The following is a 22370-nucleotide window of genomic DNA, read 5'->3' as shown; positions in this document are numbered from 1 at the left end:
CGATGACGGCGTTCGCCACCACGTTCGGTCTGGCGCTGCTGGCCGCGGTCCTGCTGTCGAACCTGTCGTCACGCAGCCCGCTGTCCACGTCGGGGATCTTCCTGTTCGCGGGTCTGCTGGCGGGACCGCTCGTGCTCGACGCCGAGCACCTCGGCATGGACACGGTGCGCGACATCGCGTCGATCACCTTGTTCGCGGTGCTGTTCTCCGACGGTCAGCGCGCGCCGCTGCCGAAGTTGCGGCGAGAGTGGCGAGACCCGGCCCGGGCGCTGCTCATCGGCATGCCGTTGACCTTCCTGGTCGTCAGCGCACTCGCGTACTGGCTGGTGGGACTCGACTGGACCACCTCGATGCTGCTCGGCGCCATCCTGGCGCCGACCGATCCCGTGTTCGCCTCGGCGCTGGTGGGGCGCGACGACGTCCCCGGTGGGCTGCGCAGTCTGCTGAACATCGAGAGCGGGTTGAACGACGGGCTGGCGCTGCCGGCCGTCCTCGTGCTGATCGGCACGCTCGGCGGGGAGGTCGGCGGGGAGGAGACCTCGGTGGGCACGGTGCTCATCGAGATCGTCCTCGGTCTGGCATTGGGGGTGATCGCACCACTGATCGGTGAGGGGCTGGTGCGTCTGCCGGTGCTGGGGGTGACGCCCCGAGCTGCGGCAGTCGGGCCGCTGGCGATCGCGATCCTGCTCTACATCGCGTCCGATCAGCTCGGTGCGAACCCCTACATCGCGGCGTTCACCGCCGGTATCACGCTGGCCACGGTCAGCCCCGGGGCATCGGACTCCTTCGCACCCGTGGGTGAACTGGTCAGTGAGCTGGCGAAGAACGCCGCACTGCTCGCATTCGGTGCCCTGATCACCGCCGAGCTGCTGGGTTCGATCGGTGTGGCGGGATGGGTGTTCGCCGTGCTGGTGCTGGTCGTCGGTCGTCCCGTCCCGGTGATGCTGGCACTGATCGGCAGCCGACTGGCCCGCAACGAACGTCTGGCCGCGGCGTGGTTCGGGCCGAAAGGATTCGCCAGTGTGGTCTACGGACTGCTGGTGATGTCGTCGGGTATCGACTCGGCGGCGGAGGTCTTCGCCCTGACGACGGCGACGGTGATCCTGTCGATCGCCGCCCACAGCGCCACCGACACACCGATCGCGCAGCTGCTCGGTGAACGGGCGGTCGCATCACCACGGATCAGTCCTGCTTAGGGGATCGAGGAACGATGCCGAGGACCAGGAGATCTCGATGGATCGCCGCACTGCTCGCGGTGCTCAGCACCGCGGCGGGTGTCACGGTGGTCGCAGCACCCGCGACCGCGCAGCCGGCGCTGCCCACGTCGTGTGCGTGGATGCGCAAGGTTGCGCCCGACTCCGGCAACATCGCTTATCCGGACTCGGCGGCCGCGTACTGGGTCAGCGCGGTTCGGGTGCCCGCCGGCGGCCACGTCGAGATCCGTGGTGCCTACCCATACGCACGCTACGTCTCGTTGGCGACCTACTCGGTGGCAGCGCAGTCCATCGACGGTCTGTCCGATATCGAGATCCGTCCGGACCCGGGATCGACGAACCCGTTTCATGTGGGCGCCGATCGCGCCGCATCGCGACGCGACTTCACCGTCCGCCTCACCGATGGGCGCGTGCCGCGGACCGGACGGGCCGCCAACACCCTCTACACGACGAGCGCGGACGGTACGCGCACGTCGCCACCGGGGTTTGCGCTGGTGCTCTGGCGCGTCTACGTCCCCGACGACGGGACCGATCAGTCCGGAGGTGTCGGCCTGCCGACACTGACAACCGTGGATGCACGCGGTGCCCGGGCCCCGATGCCGTCGTGCGCGGGTGGCGCGCCCGGCGCCGTCGTCACCGGTCCCTCGGCCGCCGGTCTCGCACCGGCCGCATATTTCCCGCGACCTGCGGGGACCTTCGGGACGAATCCACCGAGCTGGCACAAGTTCACCGGGACCGCGCAGGCGCTCGCCATCGTCCTGGCCGGTGGCAGGCCCGGACGGGACATCGCCGATCGCATCGGTGACCTCGCGGGGCCGCTCGGTACAGGCGGCTTCTTCGACAACCCCGACAACAAGTACGTCTTCGCGACGACGGATGCCGGTTACGGCAGCGTGCTGGAACTGCGCGGACGGGCTCCGACCGCACCACGAACGGCGTCGGGGGAGACCACGATGGGCGGCGGACAGGTGCGCTACTGGTCGGTCTGCACCGAGAATGCCCTCACGACCGCCTACCTCGGGTGCGCCTACGACGAGCAGATCCCGGTGGACGCGGATGGTTGGTACACGGTCGTGGTGTCCGCGGCGGACCGGCGTCCGGCCAACGCCCGCGCGGCCTGCGGGGTGACCTGGCTGCCCGCCGGCGCCGGCCCGCAGGCCATGCTCCTCCTGCGCAACATGCTGCCCGACCCCGGGTTCACATCCTCGGTGCAGCAGGCCGCGCCGGGACGGGAACGCGCCACGATGGGTTCGTATCTGCCCACCGCCCGGTACCTTCGTTCGCCCGCCGATTACGAGCGTCGCGGCTGCGCAGGCCACTGATGTCGACGACTGTGAAGATTTGTCGACGACCTTGCCGGATCGGGTCGCCTCACATGTATGGGTAGGGCACAGTGGAAGAGCCCGCCATGTACCCCGAACAGAGGACACGGATTCCACTGAATGACAGGAACTCGATGCGGACGTCGACCCCCGGAGGAGGCTCCCAGGAAAGGCGCAGCCGTCCCAAGGACCGCCGGCAGCGCATCCTCGCCGCCGCAGGCGAGTTGTTCGCCGCGAAGGGGTATCACGACGTCGGGATGAGCGACATCGCCGCGGCCGTCGGTATCGTCCCGAGCGCTCTCTACCGGCACTATCGCAGCAAACACGAACTCCTCGTAGAGGTGCTCGACACGAAGGTCAGCAAGTACGAGGCGCTGTTGGCGACGCTGACGGCCGAGGGGGCCGACGACTGGTCGGAGATCGGCGGGCGAGTGGCCGAGGCGGCCCTGGCCGCCGGTGCCTTCGACCTCGTCTGGTCCCGGGACTCCGGGCATCTCACCGCCGACGAGATGACGCGATTCGTCGCGCGGGTGTCCGAGGTCGCACGATTCGTCGCCGACTCCATCGTCGTGGGCGCCGACGAGGGATGCATCCCGCCGAGGGTCACGACGTGGGGCATCTTCTCGGTGATCGACTGGCCGGGGCACCGACCGCTGGACGTGCCCCCGGCGATGCAGAAAGAGTATCTCGTGTCGGCGGCCAACGCGGTCGTGGCGGCCGGGCGGGAGAGGTTCGACTCGACGACGACAGACACCGGTGACCCGGAGACCACCGTGCTGCAGCCCCTGTCGCGTCGCGAGGCGGTGCTCGACGCAGCGATCCGATTGTTTGCGCAGCGGGGCTATGCGGCGGTCAGCATGGACGACATCGGCGAGGTCGTGGGCATCGCCGGGCCCAGCGTCTACAACTACTACCCCAGCAAACGCGACATCATCGTCCGTGGTGTCTCCCGCATCTTCGAGGGGCTGTGGCTGCATCTGGGAGGTCTGCTGAATCAATTCCGCGGCCCCGAGAACGCGCTGGCCGAACTCGTCGCCATGTATTCGCTCATGGCCTACCGGCACTGGGACCTCGTCACGGTGTCCCTGTCGTTCGGTGCGCTCATCGACGGACCGGCGGGAGACGAGGTCGCCCGTAATTACAGCGAGTACGTCGCCGAGTGGCGGCGACTGCTGATGATGGTCCGCCCCGAACTCGACCCCATGGAGGCGCAGGCACTGGTGGACCTGGCGATCGCCGTCATCAACGGCGTCGTGCGCGTGCCGTCGGTGCGCTCGCCGGCGCTTCCCGACTACGCCCGCCACCTGGCCACGGCAGTGCTGTGGTCGACGCCGCCGCGCGCCGGGGACACGCGGTCGCCAGACCCCGCCGAGAAGCGTCCGACACGTTTAGACTCGTGACCTGAACGGACTCCGAGTCGGGAGGGGTCGGATGCGACTTCGCGCCACGGTCACCGCGATCGTCACGCTGGTCATCACCGTCGCGGTCATGGCGGGATTTGCTGCGCCGGCACAGGCCGCTCCCGGACCTCGGGGATGTCCCAAGCTCTATGTCCTCGCGATACCCGGCACCTGGGCGAACAACCAGAATCCCGGGTTACTCGGCGCGGTGACCGCGGGGCTCGGACCCGAGACCCGCGTCGACTACGTCGGCTACGACGCCACCGCATTCCCCTGGGAGAAGGCCGTCTACGGCAAATCCAAGGCGCAGGCGGTGGCCAACACAACCGGTCTGGCAGTGACCATGCTGCGCCGCTGCCCGCGCACCCGCATCGCGCTCACCGGCTACAGCCAGGGCGCGGACGCGGCCGGTGACGTGGCGTCCGAGATCGGGACCGGACGCGCGGGTATCCGTCCCGGCCAGGTCGCCGGCGTGGTGCTGCTGTCCGACCCGCGGCGATCCCACGACAACAATCTCGTCGGTCCGCCGCTCGAGGGCCAGGGCAGCGGGGGTCCGCGCCGCGGCGGCATGGGATGGCTCCTCCCGCGCGCGTTCACGATCTGCGAACCACGGGACCTCTACTGCAATGTCCCGCGCGACTTCTACGTCACGCGGATCGCCGGCTACCTCGCCGAGACCAGCGACCCGACACCCAGCCAGCTCGGGCAATACCAGGCCGAGGCGGGGGCGATCGTCGACGAGCTCCTCCGCCAGGGCGGGCTGGGTAAGGTCACATACGAGCTCAGCAACGCGCGCGCCCGCCAACAGATCCTCGCTTTCGACCGGTTCCTGAACTCGGGTTCCCACGGTAACTATCAGGCCTTCGAGGTGAAGCCCGGCGTCACGGCCGTGGCCTGGGCACGAAACTTCCTCGCCGGCCTCGCCTGAGCGCCGCGTCGCTCCCGTGGACGTAACACCGACCGTGCCATCATCGATGTATCCGGGTGTGACGTAACCAACGATTCCCGGACGGAAAATCTCTTGGGTGCCGACCGCAGGCCTACTACAGTAAAACGAAGATCGAGTCTCTTGCAGTAAATCAGGGAAGTGATTGGTCATGAGATTGACTTACTCACCCTCACACTCACGTCGTAGCTCAGTGCTGAGCTCCATTGCCGGTCGTTTCGGGCGTGGCCGCACCGCGCGCATGTTCCCGGCCGAGGCGGAGCGCCTCGCCACGCCCGCAGAACTCAAGCGACTGCATTCCTGACGGATCGTTGCTCACCCTCGGGTGACACGGGCGCCGTGGCCGGCGAACGCGACCTCGTCACCGGGCATCAGCTGCCGTCCCCGCCGGGTCTCCACCTCTCCGTTCACCCGCACCAGGCCTTCGGCGATCACCTCTTTGGCCTCCGACCCGGAGTCGATCAGGTTGGCGAGCTTGAGGAATTGGCCCAGTCGGATCGAGTCGTCGCGAATCGGTACATCGTCCACGTCATCATCTTGCCCAAGCCCGGCCGAGGACGCGACCTCCGACTACCGTCGGCATCATGGCTGCGCAAGCGTCCGACCTCGTACCACCCGTCGTCGACGATGACCTCGGTACCCTACGCCCGCCCCGCGACCGGGCGTCGGCGCAGCGGCGCTCCAACGATCTGATCGATCGCATCCGCACTCCCCGCGGCTTCGGCCGCAACGCGCCACGGATCGCCGGCACCGTCGTCGGCGTGCTGTCCGCGATCTCGCTGCTGTCGAGTCTGTTCCCGTGGTTGCGCAATCTCATCCACGTGCCGCGCGACTACGTGGACACCTTCATCATCACCCTGCCGGACACGAGTTTCGCGTGGGCGTTCGTTCTCGCTCTCCTCGCCTTCGCGCTGTCCGCGCGCAAACGCATCGCGTGGTGGATCTGCGTCGTCTACCTCGTGCTGTACATCGCCGGCAACGCGCTGTACCTGGTGCCGGCGTTCGCGGACACACTGGAGGTGACCGAGACCGACAGGGTCAACCTGGTCCTCGGCATCGCCGTCGACGTCGCGGCCCTCGTGTTCCTGATCGCGACCTATCGGCAGTTCTACACGCGGGTACGTCGGGGTGCGCTCCCCGCCGCCCTCGGAGTGCTCGTGTCGGGTCTCGTGCTGGGCACACTGCTGGGCTGGGGATTGGTCTGGCTCCTCCCGCACACGCTGACCAGGGCCGACCGACTGCCGTATGCCTTCAACCGGGTCGTCGCATTCGGCTCGGTCGACCAGGATGCCGCATTCGACGGTCGCCACAGCTACGCGGTCGTCAACGGGTTGCTCGGACTGTTCGGTGCGCTCGCGCTCATCGCCGCGGCAGTCGTGTTGTTCCGGTCGGTGCGACTGAGATCCTTGATCACCGCCGACGACGAGAAACTCATCCGCGCCCTGACTACGAGGTTCGGCGACGACGACTCGCTTGCCTACTTCTCCACACGCCGCGACAAGGCCGTGGTGTTCTCGCCGGACGGTCGCGCCGCGGTGACCTACCGGGTCGAACTCGGTGTCGGCATCGCGGGTGGCGACCCCATCGGTGATCCGAGCTCCTGGGGGGACGCGATCGTCGAGTTCCTCGCCCTCTGCGACCGGTACGGCTGGCACCCGGCGGCCATGGGGTCGAGTGCCCTCGGCGCCGCGGCCTACGACGAGGCCGGATTCGGGTCCTTGGCCATCGGCGACGAGGCGATCCTGTACACCCGCGACTACAGCATCAACGGACCCGCGATGAAGGGTGTCCGGCAGGCGGTCACCCGGACGAAGCGGGCCGGCATCACCGTCCGGATCCGGCGGCACGGCGAGTTGTCGGATGCGGAGATGTCCGAGGTGATCGCCCGGTCGGATGCGTGGCGCGACACCGACGAGGAACGCGGTTTCGCGATGGCACTGGGCCGGCTGGGCGACCCGGCCGACGGGAACTGCCTGCTGGTGGAGGCGGTGGAGGCGGAGGGAACTGCCGCCGAGAAGGTCGTCGGGATGCTGTCCTTCGTGCCGTGGGGCCGCACGGGGGTGTCGCTGGATCTGATGCGCCGTGATCGCGGATCGGTGAACGGTGTCATCGAGACGATGGTGACCGAACTGGTCCGGAACTCCGAACAGCACGGCATCACCGAGATCTCACTGAACTTCGCGACCTTCCGCGCGTTCTTCGAACACGGCGCCGAGATCGGCGCGGGCCCGGTGATGCGGGCGACCTACTCGGTGCTCATGTTCGGCTCGCGGTTCTTCCAGATGGAGTCGCTGTACAAATCCAATGCGAAGTATCGGCCGGACTGGCAGCCGCGCTATCTCTGCTACGAGGACAACCGGATGTTGCCGCGGGTCGCCCTGGCCGGGATCGTGACCGAGGGCTTCGTCCGGCTGCCCCAGTTCGGCCGGGCCCGGCACTACACGCGGGGTGCGTCGTCGATCCCGCCCGGGGTCGACGTGGACATCCTCGTCGCCGACCTCGAGGCGGAGGCCGGCCCGCAGAGCGCGGAGGTATCCCGGCCCGAACAGGTCCGGGTACGGGTCGCCAAGATGGAACGGCTCGCCGCCGACGGCATCGATCCGTACCCGCCGGCCCGCCCACCCAGCCACACCATCGCGACCGCCACGGCGGCCCCCGCCGGCACGGTGGTCCGGATCGCCGGGCGGGTGACCCGCCTGCGTGATTTCGGCAAGGTCGCCTTCGCGGCGGTGCACGACTGGTCCGGGGAGGTCCAGGTACTCGTCGAGGCGTCCCGGATCGACCCGGATGCACCGGATTTCGCGTGCTGCACCGACCTCGGGGATCTGATCGAGGTGTCGGGTGAGATCGGCCACAGCCGGACCGGGGAGCTGTCGGTGCTCGCGACGTCGTGGCGGATGCTCGGCAAGTGTCTGCGGCCGTTGCCGGACAAGTGGAGCGGGCTGAGCGACCCGGAGGCGTGTGTACGCCAACGCTACGTCGACCTCGCCATCAACGCGCGAAGCCGGGAGCTGCTCGCGACGCGCAGCCTGGTGGTGAAGTCGTTGCGCGATTTCATGTCCGGCCGGGGGTTCCTCGAGGTGGAGACGCCGATCCTGCAGCAGATCCACGGCGGTGCGAATGCCACACCGTTCCAGACGCACATCAACGCCTATGACCTCGACCTCTACCTGCGTATCGCGCCGGAGCTCTACCTCAAGCGACTCTGCGTCGGCGGTGTGGAGAAGGTGTTCGAGATCGGTCGCAACTTCCGCAACGAGGGTGTCGACTTCAGCCACAACCCCGAGTTCACCAGCCTCGAGGCCTACGCCGCGCACGGCGATTACCGCACCATGCTCGACCTGACCCGCGAGATGATCCAGAACGCGGCCATCGCGGCGCACGGCGAGCCGGTCATCTTCCGCACCGAACCGGACGGCAGCACCGCCCGCATCGACATCTCCGGGCCCTGGCCGATCCGATCGGTGCACGACGCGGTGTCGGAAGGGGCGGGCGAGGAGATCACCCCGTCGACCCCGGTGGAGACGCTGCGCGCCGTCTGCGATCGCCTCGGCATCGCCCATCGGCCGGACTGGGATGCCGGACACGTGGTGCTCGAACTCTACGAGCACCTCGGTGAGGACAGGACGACCTTCCCCACCTTCTACGTCGACTTCCCGACCTCCACCTCCCCGCTGACCCGGGCGCACCGCTCCATCGCGGGGGTGGCCGAACGGTGGGACCTCGTCGCGTGGGGAGTCGAACTCGGCACCGCCTACACCGAGCTCACCGACCCGGTCGAGCAACGCAAACGTCTCACCGCACAGTCGATGCTCGCCGCCGGCGGTGACCCCGAGGCGATGGAACTCGACGAGGACTTCCTGCAGGCCCTCGAATACGCGATGCCGCCGACCGGCGGACTCGGCGTCGGCGTGGACCGCATCGTCATGCTGATCACCGGCCAGTCGATCCGGGAATCGCTGGCGTTCCCGCTGGTGAAACCGCAGGAGAGATGATGCGGGCAGGCCGTGAACCGCCGGGACGGATCGTCGAGGTCGACGGTCTGCGGCTGCACGTCGTCGAGGACGGTGCCGGACCGCCGCTGGTGCTGCTCGCCGCCCTCGGCAGCAACTGGTTCGACCTCGATCCGCTGGTGGCGCGGCTGCGCGGGTCGTGGCGCGTCATCCGCTACGACCGACCCGGCTACGGGTTCTCGGAGCGGCCGGGACAGGCGTTCATCCCGACGCTCGACGCGGAGGTCGAACGAATCCGTGCGGTGATCGACGAACTCGGCGTCGCCGAACGGGTCACCGTGGCGGCGCACTCGATGGCGTCGCTCTACGCCGAGGCCTTCGCGCGGCGCTACCCGGACCGTATCGCGGGTGTCGTCATGCTCGACGGTTCCTATGTGATGCTGCCGTGGCGCATCGTGCCCACGACCCTCCGCGTCGCCAATGCCAATCGGCTGATCGCGGCCGCCGAGGCGTTGACCGGGCGGCTCGGCGTCCGCCGATGGGGCGGCGGGTCATTCCGGACCCGAGTGCTGCCCGGACCGCCGGAGGGGTTCGACGACGACCAGCGTCGATGGGCGGCGACCCTCTTCGGGCAGCCCTCGATGATGCTGGCGACGCTCGTGGAAAACGCCGCCTTCCCGGCGATGAACGCCGACCTCCGCGCGCTGCGTGCCGCGTATCCGATGCCGTCGGCGCCGTGTGTGGTGGTGGCCGCCGTGTCGGGACCACGGCTGTGGCGCGGGTTTTGGCTGTGGAAGCAGAGCCGGTACGCCCAGATGTTGGGGGCGCGGCTCGAGGTCGTGGCACCGGCCCGGCATTTCCTCGTGTTGGACAGACCGGACGCGGTGGCGCGGGTGATCGACGAACTGCACCCGCCGTTGCGGCCGCACGCCGCGACGGACCACTGATGTAGGTAGGTGTGCCGCTGCGTCACACCTAGATCGGCGCCCGCCTAGACTGTCGACATGAGCGAGTTGACCTTCATCCCGACCGCCGACCTCGTCGACGAGATCGGTGATCTCGTGCGCAGCTGCGACACACAGTTCACCCAGTACGGCGGACACCGCGAGTTCGCGGGCCGGGTCACCACGGTCAAGTGCTTCCAGGACAACGCGCTGCTCAAGTCGATCCTCGGCGAGTCCAACCCGGGCGGCGTGCTGGTGGTCGATGGCGCGGAGTCGGTGCACACCGCTCTCGTCGGTGACCTCATCGCCGAACTGGGCCGCGCCAACGGATGGGTCGGCATCATCGTCAACGGCGCCATCCGCGACTCGGCGGTGATCGGCGGCATGGAGATCGGCGTGAAGGCTCTCGGCACCAACCCGCGCAAGTCCACCAAGACCGGTGTCGGCGAACGCGACATCCCGCTGACCATCGGCGGCGAGACATTCCATCCCGGCGACATCGTCTACTCCGATGACGACGGCATCGTCATCGTCACGCCGGACAGTGCCGTCACGCCGGACAGTGCCGTCACGCCGGACAGTGCCTACGAGAGTCACCACGACGAGAGCCAGACCACCGAGAACTGAGGACGGCCGAATCATGCCGAAGCCCACACCCGACTACTTCCGGCGGCTGGCCCCGCTGGTCGCCATCGATGCCGCGCAGGACCGCCCCACCCGGCCGGTGCTCGAGGCGTTCAGCGGCGTCGAGATGGCGACCATACCGGTCGGCACCGCCGAGGATCTCGAGTCCGCGGTGGCGCGTGCGCGCGCGGCGCAGGAGGGGTGGGCGCAGCGGACGCCGGCGCAGCGCGCCGACGTGCTCGACCGGTTCTCCCGACTGGTGCACTCCCATGCCGCCGAGCTGATGGACATCGCGCAGGCGGAGACCGGCAAGGCGCGGATCTACGCGCAGGAAGAGGTCATCGACGTCGCGCTCACCGCCCGCTACTACGCGAAGAAGAGCGCCGAGTTCCTGGCCGAGCAGAGGGTCAAGGGCATGCTGCCGGGCGCTACGAGCGTTCGCGTGCGATACCTGCCCAAGGGTGTCGTCGGTGTCATCAGCCCGTGGAACTACCCGCTCACGCTCGCCGCCTCCGACGCCGTCGCGGCGCTGGTGGCCGGCAATGGCGTCGTCATCAAGCCGGACAGCCAGACGCCGTACTGTGCGCTCGCCCTCGCCGAACTGCTCTACGAGGCCGGCCTGCCCCGTGAACTGTTCGCGGTCGTCCCCGGACCGGGCAGCGTCGTCGGGCAGGCGATCGTGGACACCACCGACTACGTGATGTTCACCGGGTCGACGGCGACCGGCGCGGCGCTCGCGCAGCAGGCGGGCCGACGACTCATCGGCTTCTCCGCCGAACTCGGCGGCAAGAACCCGATGATCGTGACCGCCGGCGCCGACATCGACCGTGCAGTCGAGGGAGCCGCGCGGGCCTGCTTCTCCAACTCGGGTCAGTTGTGTATCTCCATCGAGCGGCTCTACGTGGACAAGGTGATCGCCGACGAGTTCACCGCCCGATTCGCCGCGCACGTCTCCTCGATGAAACTCGACGCCACCTACGACTTCAACGCCGATATGGGGTCGCTGGCGTCCGCCGCGCAGATCGACTCCACCGAGACCCACGTCCAGGATGCGGTCGCCAAGGGGGCGAAGCTACTCGCAGGCGGTCGGCGGCGCGCCGACCTGGGCCCGTTCTTCTACGAGCCGACAGTGCTCACCGATGTCACCGACGAGATGGTCTGTCATGCCGAGGAGACCTTCGGCCCGGTGGTCTCGATCTACCCCGTCGACTCCACCGACGAGGCGATCAAACTGGCGAACCAGACGCACTACGGCCTCAACGCCAGCGTGTTCGCCGGCAGCAGCGCCGAGGCCCACGCGATCGCCGACCGACTCCGGGCCGGCACGGTGAACATCAACGAGGGGTACGCGTCGGCCTGGGCATCGACCGCGGCACCGATGGGCGGGATGGGACTCTCCGGCGTCGGCCGCCGCCACGGCGAGGAGGGTCTGCTCAAGTACACCGAGCCGCAGACAATCGCCGAGCAGCGTTTCCTCGGGGTCGACCGCGCGCCGGGTATCCCGAAGGGTGTCTACCGGGCCGTCACCCCGTATGCGATGCGTGCGATGAAGTACCTGCCCGGTCGCTGAGACGGGCTGAGACGGGCTGAGACGGGCTGAGACGGGTGATGCGGGCCTTCCCTGCGCTACGGTGACGGAATGTCGGCTCAGCGTGGTCAGGTGACGACCCGTATGGCAGCTCTCGTGGTCGGTCTGGTGGTCGGTCTCGTGCTCGTGGTCGGGGGTGCGGTCGGCGCGGGTCGTGCCGGTGCCGCGCCGACGCTGTCGGCCACAGTGGTCGCGACCGGGCTGGACCATCCCTGGGATGTGCTCGTCGCCCCCGACGGCGGGATCCTGGTGAGCGAGCGCGCCGGCCGCTTCGTCGCCATCCGACCCGGCGGGCGAACCCGAACCGTACAGGCGGATCTCTCCAGGCTCTATGTCCACAAAGAGGCCGGGCTGATGGGCCTCGCCGTCGACCCTGGTTTTGCCGCGAATCGCCGGATCTACTCCTGTCAGGCCGAGCGGACCGGGCCGGCGGGTATCGACGTCCCGGGCTCGGTGGCGATCTTGCCGATCCCGTGGCCGAACACCGGACAGGTGGTCAACGTGGTCGCCTGGCGGGTGAGCCCGGATTGGTCGCGGATGGATCGTGAACGCACCGTCCTGACCGGAATCCCGGTGACGTCGAGCGGCCGCCATGCCGGTTGTGGGCTCGCCGCGGCACCCGACGGCACTCTTTACGTCGGCACCGGTGACAACGCCGAACCGACGAACCCGCAGAACCGCTCGTCGTTGGCCGGCAAGGTGCTCCACATCAACGCCGACGGCACCCCGGCCGCCGGGAATCCCGATCCATCCAGCCCCGTCTTCACGCTCGGGCACCGCAACGTACAGGGAGTCGCGATCCAGCCCGGTTCCGGGCGTGTGTACGGCATCGAGCAGGGTACCGACGTCGATGACGAGCTGAACCTCCTACGGGCCGGCGGGAACTACGGGTACCGCCCGGACCGTGCCCCGTTCATCTACGACGAATCGGTGCCGATGACCGATCCGGTGCGGGTGCCCGGTGCGCTGGGACCGGTGTGGCGATCGGGCGATCCGACGATCGCCACTCCGGCGCTCCAGTTCCTGCCCGCATCGGGGTGGGGCGCATACGACACCGCGGTCGTCATCTCCGCCCAGAAGGGTGAACGTCTCGTGTTCGTGAATCTGTCGGCCGATGGCACACGCGTGGTGCGCGCAACCGAGGCCCTGCACGGCCGGTTCGGACGGCTACGCGGACTGGCCGTGGATCGTGACGGATCGCTGCTGGTGAGCACCGACAATGGTGATCACGCCGATCGGATCCTGCGGGTTCGGGCGGGCTGATCGATGTGTGACGACAAGGTTGTCCGGCACGCCTACGAGGAGGCCCGGCGATTCTCCCGGCGCGCCGCGCTGCGGATGACCGGCGGAGCGACCGCAGGCGCGCTGGGACTCGCCTCCGCCGTCGCGGGCAGGGCGGAGGCGGCACCGAGCGGTGCCCGTGTCGTCGACCTGACCCACACGCTGACCGGGGACTTCCCACTCTGGCCGGGCAGTGCGCCCGTTGTCGCCGTACCGACCTCCGGGGTCGGGCCGGGCAACACGGGATTCGCGACGCGCTGGATGTCGTTCTCCGAGCACTCCGGCACCCATGTCGACGCGCCCGCCCACAAGATCGGCGACGGCATCACGGTCGAGAAGATCGCGCCCGCCGACCTGGTCGCGCCGCTGGTGGTGATCAGCATCGCCACCCGCGCCCGCACGGATCGTCGGGCGCTGCTGACCGAACGCGACATCGACAGGTACGAACAGCGGCACGGCCGCATCCCGCCGCGGGCACTGGTGGCCATGCATACCGGCTGGCAGCCCCGGACCGGCGGACCACACGCGGCCGGGTTCGATCCCGCGGCCGTCGAGATGCTGATCGGTGAGCGGGACGTCGTCGCGATCGGCACCGACACCCTCAGCATCGACAGGTTCGACGATGTCGGCGCGCACACCGCGATCCTCGGTGCCGGACGCTATGCGGTCGAGGCGATGGCGAATCTGGCCGAGGTTCCCGTCGCGGGAGCGACCGTGATGGTCGGAGCCCCGAAGTTCGCGGGTGGCACGGGTGGCCCGGCGCGCGTCCTCGCCCTCATCTGAGGGTGAGCGACGATGGCTGCCGGCCACGCGCGGGTTCCGCGGGAGCAGATCCGGGCGCTCAGACCAGTGCAGCGCTCAGTGAGACGCCCAGCCGTTCTCCGAACTCGCCTGGTCCCACTCGCGATCCCAGAGCTGCTCGTGTCGTCGGGTGACGCTCTGACCGAGCATGGCGACCGCCGTGGCGAGGAGGCCGATCGCGGCACCCCAGCCCAGCGTGGCGACCATCACCGCGCTGAGGACGCGTTCGAAGGGCCCGGGTGGGACCGGCACCACGGTGCCGTTCGGGCCGGTCCAGATCGTCGTCGTGCCACCGGCTTCGGTGCCGCGCGGGACGACGGTCGTGTCGGTGCGTGGGACACCGTCGCGCATCCACTTCACGGTCGCAGTGGCGTCCATCGCGGTCGGGTCGGCGGCGCCGACGGATTCGATGGTGGCGGTGACGGGTGTCGCCTGTGCGGCGCGTTCGGTCACCGACGAGTAGGTCGCGGCGCCGGCCATCCAGAACAGCGGCACCAAGGTCAGTGCGATGACCACAGAGAGGAGAAGCGCCGCCGATACGAGCCGGTCCCCTCGCCGCATGAGGGGATTCGACGACCACGGTGCAGGCGGGCCGATTCTCCTCGGTGTGTGCGGCGATGACATGGGATCCTCACGATCGCGGCTATTGTTTCACTTCCAGAATTACTCCTTGTTACCAAATGTGCCACCGACGAAGGTCCTGATCTGCTTCTTTGTGAGCGATATGACAGCACCACCGGGGCTCACAGAGTTCTCCCAGCCACCGTCCAGCCCTGCCGGAGACCCGCGTCGCATCGTGTAGACATCGATGTCCGACGGCCGGGCATCCGACAGGAGAACCCGATGACCACTGTGATCGAGCGCCCGGGCGCATTCACCCCCGGCGAACCGCCACCCCCGTCCCAGACCGGAGGCCGGGACGTGGCCGACAAACCGAGACGGCGGCGCGCCGTCGGATGGAGCCCGTTCGCGCTGACCGGTCTGCTCATCAGCACCGCCGTGCTCTATCTGTGGAACCTGTCGGCGAGCGGCTACGCCAACACGTTCTACGCGGCGGCGGCCCAGGCGGGCTCGCAGAGCTGGAAGGCGTGGTTCTTCGGTGCGCTCGACTCCTCGAACTTCATCACCGTCGACAAACCGCCGGCATCGCTGTGGGTGACCGGCCTGTCGGTGCGCATCTTCGGGATGAACAGCTGGGCGGTCCTCGTCCCGCAGGCACTGATGGGGGTGGCCGCCGTCGCACTCCTCTACTTCGCGATGCGTCGGACCTTCACCGATCTGCGGTACGGCACGGCCGCCGGGCTCATCGCCGGCGCGGTGCTCGCGTTCACCCCGGCCGCCGCGTTGATGTTCCGGTTCAACAACCCGGACGCGCTGCTCGTGCTGCTGATGGTCGCCGCCGGCTACGCCCTGACCCGGGCCATCGCCACCAATTCCGGTCGTTGGCTCGCTCTGGTCGGTGTGGCCCTGGGCTTCGCCTTCCTCACCAAGATGCTGCAGGGTCTGCTGGTGTTGCCGGCCTTCGGCCTGGCCTACCTGGTGTTCGCCAACAACGGCTGGCTCAAGCGCATCGGGCAGCTTTTCGCCGCGACCCTCGCACTGATCGTCTCGGCCGGCTGGTTCGTGCTCGTCACGATCATGGTGCCCGCGTCATCGCGGCCCTACATCGGAGGGTCGACCGACAACTCCTTCATGGATCTCGTGCTCGGCTACAACGGTGTCGGCCGCATCAGCGGGGGTAACGGCCCCGGTGGCGGCGGTCCCGGCGGGGGCGGGCAGACGGGCGGTTCCTTCGGCGGTGCGACCGGACTCAACCGGCTGTTCGGATCGGAGATGGGCAACGAGATCTCCTGGCTGCTCCCGGTGGCGTTGCTCGCGCTCGTGTTCGCGGTCTATCTCGGCCTGCGTAGCTTCCCGATCTTCCATGTCACCAACGGCCTGACCCGCGTCGAGGGCGGCGCCGTGATGGCCTGGGGCGGTTGGCTGGTGGTGACCGGGCTGATCTTCAGCTTCATGAGCGGCACGATCCACCCCTACTACACGGTCGCGCTGGCACCGGCGATCGGTGCGCTGATCGGCCTGGGTGGTGTGTTCGCCTGGCGGCGTCGTGGCCACTGGGACGGGCGTCTCGCGATGGCCGGGATGATCGGACTGGCCGGCTGGTGGTCGATCGTTCTGCTCAACCGCAACGACTGGGGTCCGGAGTGGTGCCGGTGGCTGATCGGCGCGGTGGCCGCAGTGAGCGTGATCATGGTGCTCGTCGCGGGCGCGTTGGGATGGCGTAAGGCCGTCGCTGCTGCGGTGATCGCCGGTGCACTCGCCGGATTCGGTGGCACCGCAGCGTTCTCCATCGCGACCGCGGCAACCGCGCACAGCGGTTCGATCCCGACCGCGGTCAACACCTCCATCGAGGGCGGCGGCATGGCTGGGCCCGGTGGCGGCATGGGTGGACCCGGTGGCGAGACACCGCCGACCGGCGCCCAGGGCCAGGCCGGCGCGGACGGTCAGGGTGCTGCGGACGGTCAGGGTGCTGCGTTCGGTCAGGGCACCACGGACGGTCAGAGTGCCACGGACGGACAGGGCGCTGTGACCACCGACGGCGCGCGTGGCGGCGGACCCGGCGGAATGGGCGGCGACATCTCGTCGAACACCGAACTGGTCGAGCTGCTCCAGAACACGACCACCACCTGGGCGGCGGCCACCAACGGTTCGCAATCCGCAGCGGGCATCGAGATCGCCACGGGCACCGCGGTGATGGCGATCGGCGGCTGGAGCGGTGACCCCGCACCGACCCTCGAACAGTTCATCGTCTACGTGCAGGACGGCAAGATCGCCTATTACATCGGTGGCGGACAGGGTGGACCCGGCGGCAACTCCGAGATCGCCGCATGGGTCGCAGAGAACTACACCGCGACCACCGTCGGCGGGACCACGGTCTACAAGCTGATCTGATCCCCCTCACCAGATCGAGTCCTGCTCACCAAATCGAGTCCCGCTCACCCGATCCGATGTGATTGAGTGAGCGGGACCTGATTGTGTGAGCGGGAAGCACATGGGTGAGCGGGAACCATTCGAGCGGGGAACCGATGGGAGGCACGATGACGGAGCGGCTGACCGAGTTCGCCAACGGCGACCTGGTGTTCGACGTCCTCGACGACGGGCCGATCGACGGTCCACCGGTGGTCCTTCTGCACGGCTTCCCGCAGCGCGCCACGGCTTGGGAACTGGTCGCACCGCTGTTGCACGACAAGGGATTTCGTACGATCGCCCCCGACCAGCGCGGCTATTCGCCGCGGGCCCGGCCGCCCCGGCGCCGCGACTACCGGCTCGGTGAGCTCGCCGGCGACGTCATCGCCCTGGTCGATGCGCTCGGCGTCGATCGAGTCGATCTGGTCGGTCACGATTGGGGCGGGTCCGCCGCCTGGACCGCGGCGGCGCGTCATCCCGATCGGGTTCGCACCCTCACCGCGATCTCGACGCCGCACCCGGCGGCGTTCGTGCAGGCGATGCCGCGTGGGCAGTTGCTGCGCTCGTGGTACATGGCGTTCTTCGCCCTGCCGGCCGTCCCGGAGTTCTTGTTGGCGAGGAGTTTTCGTCCGGGGAGTGCGGCCCTGGGCCGTATGGGGCTCCCGGAGCGGTTCTCCTCTCGGCTCCATGACGACATCGTCATCTCCGGCGCACTGCCCGGAGCGCTGAATTGGTATCGGGGCATGCCTTTTTCGCTCCGGGGTGAACGCATCCCACCCGTCGCCGTCCCCACCACATTCGTGTGGAGCGACGACGACGCGTACCTCGGGTGGCCCGCCGCCCGGCTGACCGCAGGTTGGGTCAGAGGCCCCTACGAGTTCCGCGTCATCCGCGGCGCCGACCACTGGTTGCTGGAGAAGAACCCCTCAGACGTCGCCGCCGCGATCATCGACCGTATCGGGGGATGACCCGGGTCGTCAGCGCCGGCGACGCAGGATCGCGATCAGGATCACCAGGAGCCCGAGGGCGCCGGCCACCGCGATCGGCACGGTCCGATTGGTGTGCTCCGCCTCGGTCGGCAAGCCGCTGCGGAGCTGGTTGAAGGTCGCCTGCTGCGCATCGGCCTCGGCGACGACGTCGACGACCGCGGGTGAGGGTCGCTGCGACGGGGCGCTCGGCGCGGTGGACGCCCGACCGGCCGGGCCGGTGGACGTCTTCTTCACCGTGGGCTTGGAGGTCGGCGGTTTGGATGCGGCCGGGGCGGTGGGCGTGGTCGGGGCGGTGGAATCCGTCGGCTGGTCGGCGGTGGGCGGGACCTTCTTCGCGGGCGCTTTCTTTGCGGGAGCCTTCTTGGCCGGGGGTTTCTTGGCCGCGGCCTTTTTCACCGGAGCCTTTTTCACCGGAGCCTTTTTCGCGGGAGCTTTTTTCGCGGGAGCTTTTTTCGCTGCGGCCTTTTTCGCGGGCACCTTCTTTGCGGCGGCTTTCTTGGCCGGGGTCTTCTTGGCGGCTGCCTTCTTCGCCCCGGCCTTCTTCACGGGTGCCGGCTCGGCGGGCGTGGCGTCGGCGCCGTCCGCCGCGGAGGGGTCCGGAGTGTCGCCTGGTCCGGGTTCGGTCATGTGCTCACGCCCCCTTGCGTGGTCAATCGGTGCTGCCGTATCGAGCCATCCTAGGATGCGCGCCACCGGAGCCGTGAAGCGGCCGAGACCAAGCGCCCGGTCAGGCCTGCACGCCGAGGCGGGCCAGGACGTCCGCGTCGATGGCCGCGAGCTCGGCGTCGATGGACCCGTGTGCGGTCCGGCGCTGGCCCGCGGGCATGACCTCGGCGGCGTCGACGGCCACCGCGAGATTGTCGAGTCGGCTCGTCATCGCCGCGACGAACTCCGCGGAATCCGACGACGAGTCCTGGTTGGCGACCTTCCGCAACGCCGATCGCGAGGCACTGATCCGCGCCGACAGGGCCGCCCCGTGACCGGAGTACTGGCGCAGGGCGTCGGGCGAGACCCCGGCGCGCGAGGCCTGCAACGCGGTGACCTGTCCGCGCGCCGCGACCGCGGTCCGGTAGGCCAGCGGGACGACGATCGGGGACAGCAGTCGGGCGACCGTCAGATAGCGGCGAACGCTCACCGGACTGAACGCCTTGGCATCGGCGTCTGCCTTGGCCTTCGCCGCGATGGCCTTGGCTTCGGCCCGAGAGACCTTCTCCTGGGCCTTGGCGGTGGCCTTGAGTGTCTTGCGCTGCTCCTTGTACTCGGTTTTGCGGAGCTTGCGTTCGTCGCGACGGCGGCTCTTGTGCGACTTCTTCCTCGACTTCGCGTCGAGTTTGGCCTCCAGCTTCGCCCTGGCCTTCGCGGCTTTCATCTCCGCTTTGCGCTGGGCACGGGTCGTCTTGTCGGACGAGAACAATCCCATCTGAGGACCTACCTCCATACTGTGGTGCCATCGAGCTCGAGCGGCGCAGAGTGCCGAAACGCCGAGCGCCGTGCATGCGTTGGTACAAGCATTACATAGGCTCGAAGGCGTTGACCGCGCGCGCGGTCGGCTCAGCGTCGGCGAGGTGTCGATGTGAGGTGACTCCCGAAAGGACGGGGTTGTGGCGGCAGTGGTGTTGCACCCGCGCGACCTCGCCGGTTGCGAACACCGCCTCGCCCTCGACCACAGTCATCCCGGTCTGATGCGGTCTCGTTCCGACACGCCGGAGGCGCAGCGCCGCAAAGAGGCCGCCGAACACCATCGGGCCGCCGTCCGTGAGATGGTGCGTGGCCTGCACAGCGACCAGCCACCGGGCACTGTCGTCATCGTCGACGCGCGGGCCGATCACGCGACGCGCGTCGCGCAGACGCTCGCAGCCTGCGCCGACGAGGCCGCCTGGATCTGGAACGCGACGCTGCCCATCGACCGGGATCGGGGTCGACGAGGACATGCGGAGCTGCTCATCCGTGACGGCGCGGGCTATCTGCCGGTCATCGTCGTGAATCATCGGGTCAGCTACCCGGCCAAGCCCCATCGCAACGACACGGTCCCCAACGGCGGCTCGGCCCTCACCAGCCCGGTCTGGGCCTGGGTGCCCGCTCCCGATCCGTCGCGCAACGGCCGAAACCACCGGCGCGATCAGCTCCGTCTGGCCCAGCTGACGACGATGCTGCTCGACCTCGACCTCGCCACATCGACCGATCCGGCGCAGCTGCGTGCCGGAGCGATCGGCCTCGACGCCGACTGCATCGTCGTCTACGAGATGGCGACGCTCCTCGAGGACTATGCCGAAGTCTTCACGCGCCGAGAAGCCATCGCCGGGCAGCATGTCGCGACCACACCCCGGCGGATCGGAGAGTGCCGCAGCTGCCCGTGGTGGACGCGCTGCGGACCGGAACTCGAGGCACGGCGCGACGTCAGCCTGGTCGTGGGAGGCCACCAGAGCTCGGTGCTCACCGAGGCCGGGATCACCAGTATCGACCAGTTGGCGCACTACCGCGGCGATCCGCCGCCCGAATGGCCGAGCAACGCCCGGTTCGAGGACACGGTCGTCAACGCGATCGCCTGGCTCACCGGCACCCCGCTCGTGCGGCGACTGCCCGAACCCGCCGTCGTGCGGGCGGATGTCGAGGTGGACGTCGACATGGAGAGCTACGGCGAACTCGGCGCCTATCTGTGGGGCACGCTGCTCACCGACCGAACCGACGCGTCACGACCGGTGCGGTATCGCGCGTTCGTCACCTGGGAACCCCTGCCGACCCGCGACGAGGCGAGATCGTTCGCGGAATTCTGGGGCTGGCTGTCCGCCGAGCGGGAGGCCACCCGCGCGGCGGGCAAAACCTTTGCGGCGTACTGCTATTCGCAGCAAGCCGAGAACCGGTGGCTGCTCGGATCGGCCAAACGGTTCGCGGGGGAACCCGGCATCCCGGCGGTGAGCGAGGTGGAAGCCTTCATCGCCTCTGACGAATGGGTGGACATCTACGAGGCCGTCAGCACCAATTTCATCTGCCCGAACGGCAAAGGTCTCAAGAAGATCGCACCCGTGGCGGGGTTCACCTGGCGCGATGCCGAGGCGAGCGGCGAGGCGTCGATGGACTGGTACCGCGAGGCGGTCGGCCACGGCGGTGCGGTCACCGATCTCGCCCAGCGGCAGCGGTTGTTCGAGTACAACGAGGACGATGTGCGGGCCACCAAGGTGCTCCGCGAATGGATCGACACCCGGGCCAAGGACGAGGTGCCGCACGAGGATCAAGTGCTCGGGTTCCGTCACCGCGACTGAGTCACAGGGACAACTCCCGGGTGCCGCCCGGATCGGGGTTGCGGATTGTCGCGATCGGCGCAGCCGGCGGCAACCTCTTTCGACTCACGAGCCCGGTTCGGGCGCGTAGTCACTGCCGGAAGGAGCGCAGCGCGTCGAGGAACGATCCACTGCCGAGCAACGCGACTGCACCGAGGAGGAGCAGAGCACCGGGGGCCAGACCCACGAGGATCTTCTTGGTCGCGGTGAGAATGCTGTCCGGGACCGGTGGAGCGGCCTGGGTGATGTCATCCGGGGTGTTCGAGCCAGGGGTGTTCGCGCCGGGCGCGCCCTGGGCAGCGTTCGAGTCCGAGTCGTCGGAGGTCGCGGCCGACGACGATTCGGACGATCCGTTGCCACCCGCGCCGCCGAGGCCGGCCACGCCGTTGGCGGCGCCACCCGTCGATGAACCCGACGTCCCCTGAGCCGTGTTGTTGCCAGTGCCGCCCGGGTTGTTCGCGGCGCCCGGACCGGTGTCGGGCACACCCGCGCTCTCCGGTGCCATGGGCACCTCGCCGTTGTCGGTTCCGGGGGCACCGCCGGACCCCGAACCGGACGGACCGCCCGACGGACCGTCGCCAGTCGTCAAGGGTGGCGGGGAAAACGTCCAGGGTCCGGGCGGAACGCCGATGACCGGTCCCGACCCGCCAGTCGAGGTCGCGGTGGATGTGCTCGTTTGCGTCGTGCTGCTGGAGTTCGTGGTGTCGCTGGTCTTGGTGGTGTCGCTGGTGCCTGTGGTTTCGCTGGTCTTGGTGGTGGTGTCGCTGGTGCCTGTGGTGTCGCTGGTCTTAGTGGTGGTGTCGGTGGTGTCGCTGGTCTTGGTGGTGGTGGTGTCGCTGGTCTTGGTGGTGGTGGTGTCGCTGGTCTTGGTGGTGGTGGTGTCGCTCGTCCGAGTCGTCGTAGTCGTTTTGGTCGAGGAGGTGGTATCGCTCGTCTGAGTCGTGGTGGTCGCCGTGGTGGTGTCGCTCGTCGGGGTTGTGTCGGTGGTGGGGGTGGTCGTCTCGTCGTCAGAACCGTTGCCGTTGCCGTTGCTGTTGCCGAAGTCGTCGTCGACGCCGTTGTT

18 protein-coding genes and 1 pseudogene are annotated in these 22370 nt (G+C 68.8%); 14 read left to right on the top strand and 5 right to left on the bottom strand.

Features of this window, described 5'->3' with window-relative positions; all coding sequences use genetic code 11:
- Nucleotides 1-2: 2 nt before the first annotated feature.
- The 4 genes from GORHZ_RS14100 (at nucleotide 3) to GORHZ_RS14085 (ending at nucleotide 4864) form a co-directional block, all read left to right on the top strand.
- Entirely contained in the window at nucleotides 3-1196 is a 1194-nt protein-coding gene (locus tag GORHZ_RS14100; RefSeq protein WP_006334083.1) for a cation:proton antiporter, read from the top strand.
- A 14-nt stretch (nucleotides 1197-1210) separates the two neighbouring features.
- On the top strand, nucleotides 1211-2536 hold the full coding sequence (locus GORHZ_RS14095; protein WP_006334081.1) for a hypothetical protein: 1326 nt from the start codon (nucleotides 1211-1213) through the stop codon (nucleotides 2534-2536).
- Nucleotides 2537-2670: 134 nt separating this feature from the next.
- On the top strand, nucleotides 2671-3936 hold the full coding sequence (locus GORHZ_RS14090) for a TetR/AcrR family transcriptional regulator (protein ID WP_006334079.1): 1266 nt from the start codon (nucleotides 2671-2673) through the stop codon (nucleotides 3934-3936).
- Between the two features lie 88 nt (nucleotides 3937-4024).
- Nucleotides 4025-4864, top strand: a complete 840-nt coding sequence (locus GORHZ_RS14085; protein ID WP_051998903.1) for a cutinase family protein — start codon at nucleotides 4025-4027, stop codon at nucleotides 4862-4864.
- 333 nt (nucleotides 4865-5197) lie between these two features.
- Here the strand turns inward: GORHZ_RS14085 and GORHZ_RS14080 are convergent, their stop codons facing one another.
- Nucleotides 5198-5410, bottom strand: coding sequence for an RNA-binding S4 domain-containing protein (locus GORHZ_RS14080; RefSeq protein ID WP_006334069.1), 213 nt, complete (start codon nucleotides 5408-5410; stop codon nucleotides 5198-5200).
- 56 nt (nucleotides 5411-5466) lie between these two features.
- Between GORHZ_RS14080 and lysX the strand changes: the two genes are divergently transcribed.
- The 6 genes and pseudogenes from lysX to GORHZ_RS14050 all read left to right on the top strand — a co-directional run bounded on the left by lysX (nucleotide 5467) and on the right by GORHZ_RS14050 (nucleotide 14055).
- Nucleotides 5467-8877: a bifunctional lysylphosphatidylglycerol synthetase/lysine--tRNA ligase LysX gene (gene lysX, locus GORHZ_RS14075; RefSeq protein WP_006334067.1), complete on the top strand. Its 3411-nt coding sequence runs from the start codon at nucleotides 5467-5469 to the stop codon at nucleotides 8875-8877.
- Entirely contained in the window at nucleotides 8877-9782 is a 906-nt protein-coding gene (locus tag GORHZ_RS14070) for an alpha/beta fold hydrolase (protein WP_006334065.1), read from the top strand. Before lysX ends, GORHZ_RS14070 begins: the two co-directional genes overlap by 1 nt.
- Before the next feature lie 57 nt (nucleotides 9783-9839).
- Nucleotides 9840-10325, top strand: a pseudogene (gene rraA, locus GORHZ_RS14065) (ribonuclease E activity regulator RraA); the annotation flags it as partial.
- A gap of 94 nt (nucleotides 10326-10419) precedes the next feature.
- A complete protein-coding gene (locus tag GORHZ_RS14060; RefSeq protein WP_006334062.1) occupies nucleotides 10420-11973 on the top strand; it encodes a succinic semialdehyde dehydrogenase in 1554 nt (517 codons plus the stop codon).
- Between the two features lie 102 nt (nucleotides 11974-12075).
- On the top strand, nucleotides 12076-13254 hold the full coding sequence (locus GORHZ_RS14055) for a PQQ-dependent sugar dehydrogenase (protein ID WP_006334061.1): 1179 nt from the start codon (nucleotides 12076-12078) through the stop codon (nucleotides 13252-13254).
- A gap of 3 nt (nucleotides 13255-13257) precedes the next feature.
- A complete protein-coding gene (locus GORHZ_RS14050; RefSeq protein ID WP_006334060.1) occupies nucleotides 13258-14055 on the top strand; it encodes a cyclase family protein in 798 nt (265 codons plus the stop codon).
- A 75-nt stretch (nucleotides 14056-14130) separates the two neighbouring features.
- Here GORHZ_RS14050 and GORHZ_RS14045 read toward each other — a convergent pair whose 3' ends face one another.
- Nucleotides 14131-14697, bottom strand: coding sequence for an Rv1733c family protein (locus GORHZ_RS14045; protein WP_051998901.1), 567 nt, complete (start codon nucleotides 14695-14697; stop codon nucleotides 14131-14133).
- Between the two features lie 219 nt (nucleotides 14698-14916).
- On the opposite strand from GORHZ_RS14045, the gene GORHZ_RS14040 reads away from it, so the two are divergent.
- Nucleotides 14917-17025 (top strand): ArnT family glycosyltransferase, encoded by a 2109-nt coding sequence (locus tag GORHZ_RS14040; protein WP_006334058.1) that lies wholly within the window; start codon nucleotides 14917-14919, stop codon nucleotides 17023-17025.
- Nucleotides 17026-17171: 146 nt separating this feature from the next.
- Nucleotides 17172-18008 (top strand): alpha/beta fold hydrolase, encoded by an 837-nt coding sequence (locus GORHZ_RS14035; protein WP_006334057.1) that lies wholly within the window; start codon nucleotides 17172-17174, stop codon nucleotides 18006-18008.
- Between the two features lie 9 nt (nucleotides 18009-18017).
- On the opposite strand, the gene GORHZ_RS30045 is transcribed toward GORHZ_RS14035, so the two are convergent.
- Complete coding sequence (locus GORHZ_RS30045) at nucleotides 18018-18656, bottom strand: histone H1-like repetitive region-containing protein (protein WP_083877301.1); 639 nt, start codon at nucleotides 18654-18656, stop codon at nucleotides 18018-18020.
- A 100-nt stretch (nucleotides 18657-18756) separates the two neighbouring features.
- Nucleotides 18757-19449: a DUF6474 family protein gene (locus GORHZ_RS14025; protein WP_006334055.1), complete on the bottom strand. Its 693-nt coding sequence runs from the start codon at nucleotides 19447-19449 to the stop codon at nucleotides 18757-18759.
- A gap of 181 nt (nucleotides 19450-19630) precedes the next feature.
- Between GORHZ_RS14025 and GORHZ_RS14020 the strand changes: the two genes are divergently transcribed.
- On the top strand, nucleotides 19631-21289 hold the full coding sequence (locus GORHZ_RS14020) for a TM0106 family RecB-like putative nuclease (RefSeq protein ID WP_006334054.1): 1659 nt from the start codon (nucleotides 19631-19633) through the stop codon (nucleotides 21287-21289).
- A gap of 109 nt (nucleotides 21290-21398) precedes the next feature.
- Here GORHZ_RS14020 and GORHZ_RS14015 read toward each other — a convergent pair whose 3' ends face one another.
- Complete coding sequence (locus GORHZ_RS14015) at nucleotides 21399-21812, bottom strand: hypothetical protein (protein ID WP_006334053.1); 414 nt, start codon at nucleotides 21810-21812, stop codon at nucleotides 21399-21401.
- A 124-nt stretch (nucleotides 21813-21936) separates the two neighbouring features.
- Here GORHZ_RS14015 and GORHZ_RS14010 point away from each other — a divergent pair, with 124 nt between their 5' ends.
- Entirely contained in the window at nucleotides 21937-22245 is a 309-nt protein-coding gene (locus tag GORHZ_RS14010; RefSeq protein ID WP_157205183.1) for a hypothetical protein, read from the top strand.
- Nucleotides 22246-22370 lie beyond the last annotated feature (125 nt).

This window comes from Gordonia rhizosphera NBRC 16068, from assembly GCF_000298195.1.
Classification (GTDB): domain Bacteria; phylum Actinomycetota; class Actinomycetes; order Mycobacteriales; family Mycobacteriaceae; genus Gordonia; species Gordonia rhizosphera.
The sequence above is the reverse complement of the archived record's forward strand: the minus strand, read 5'-3'. Positions and strand labels throughout refer to the sequence as shown.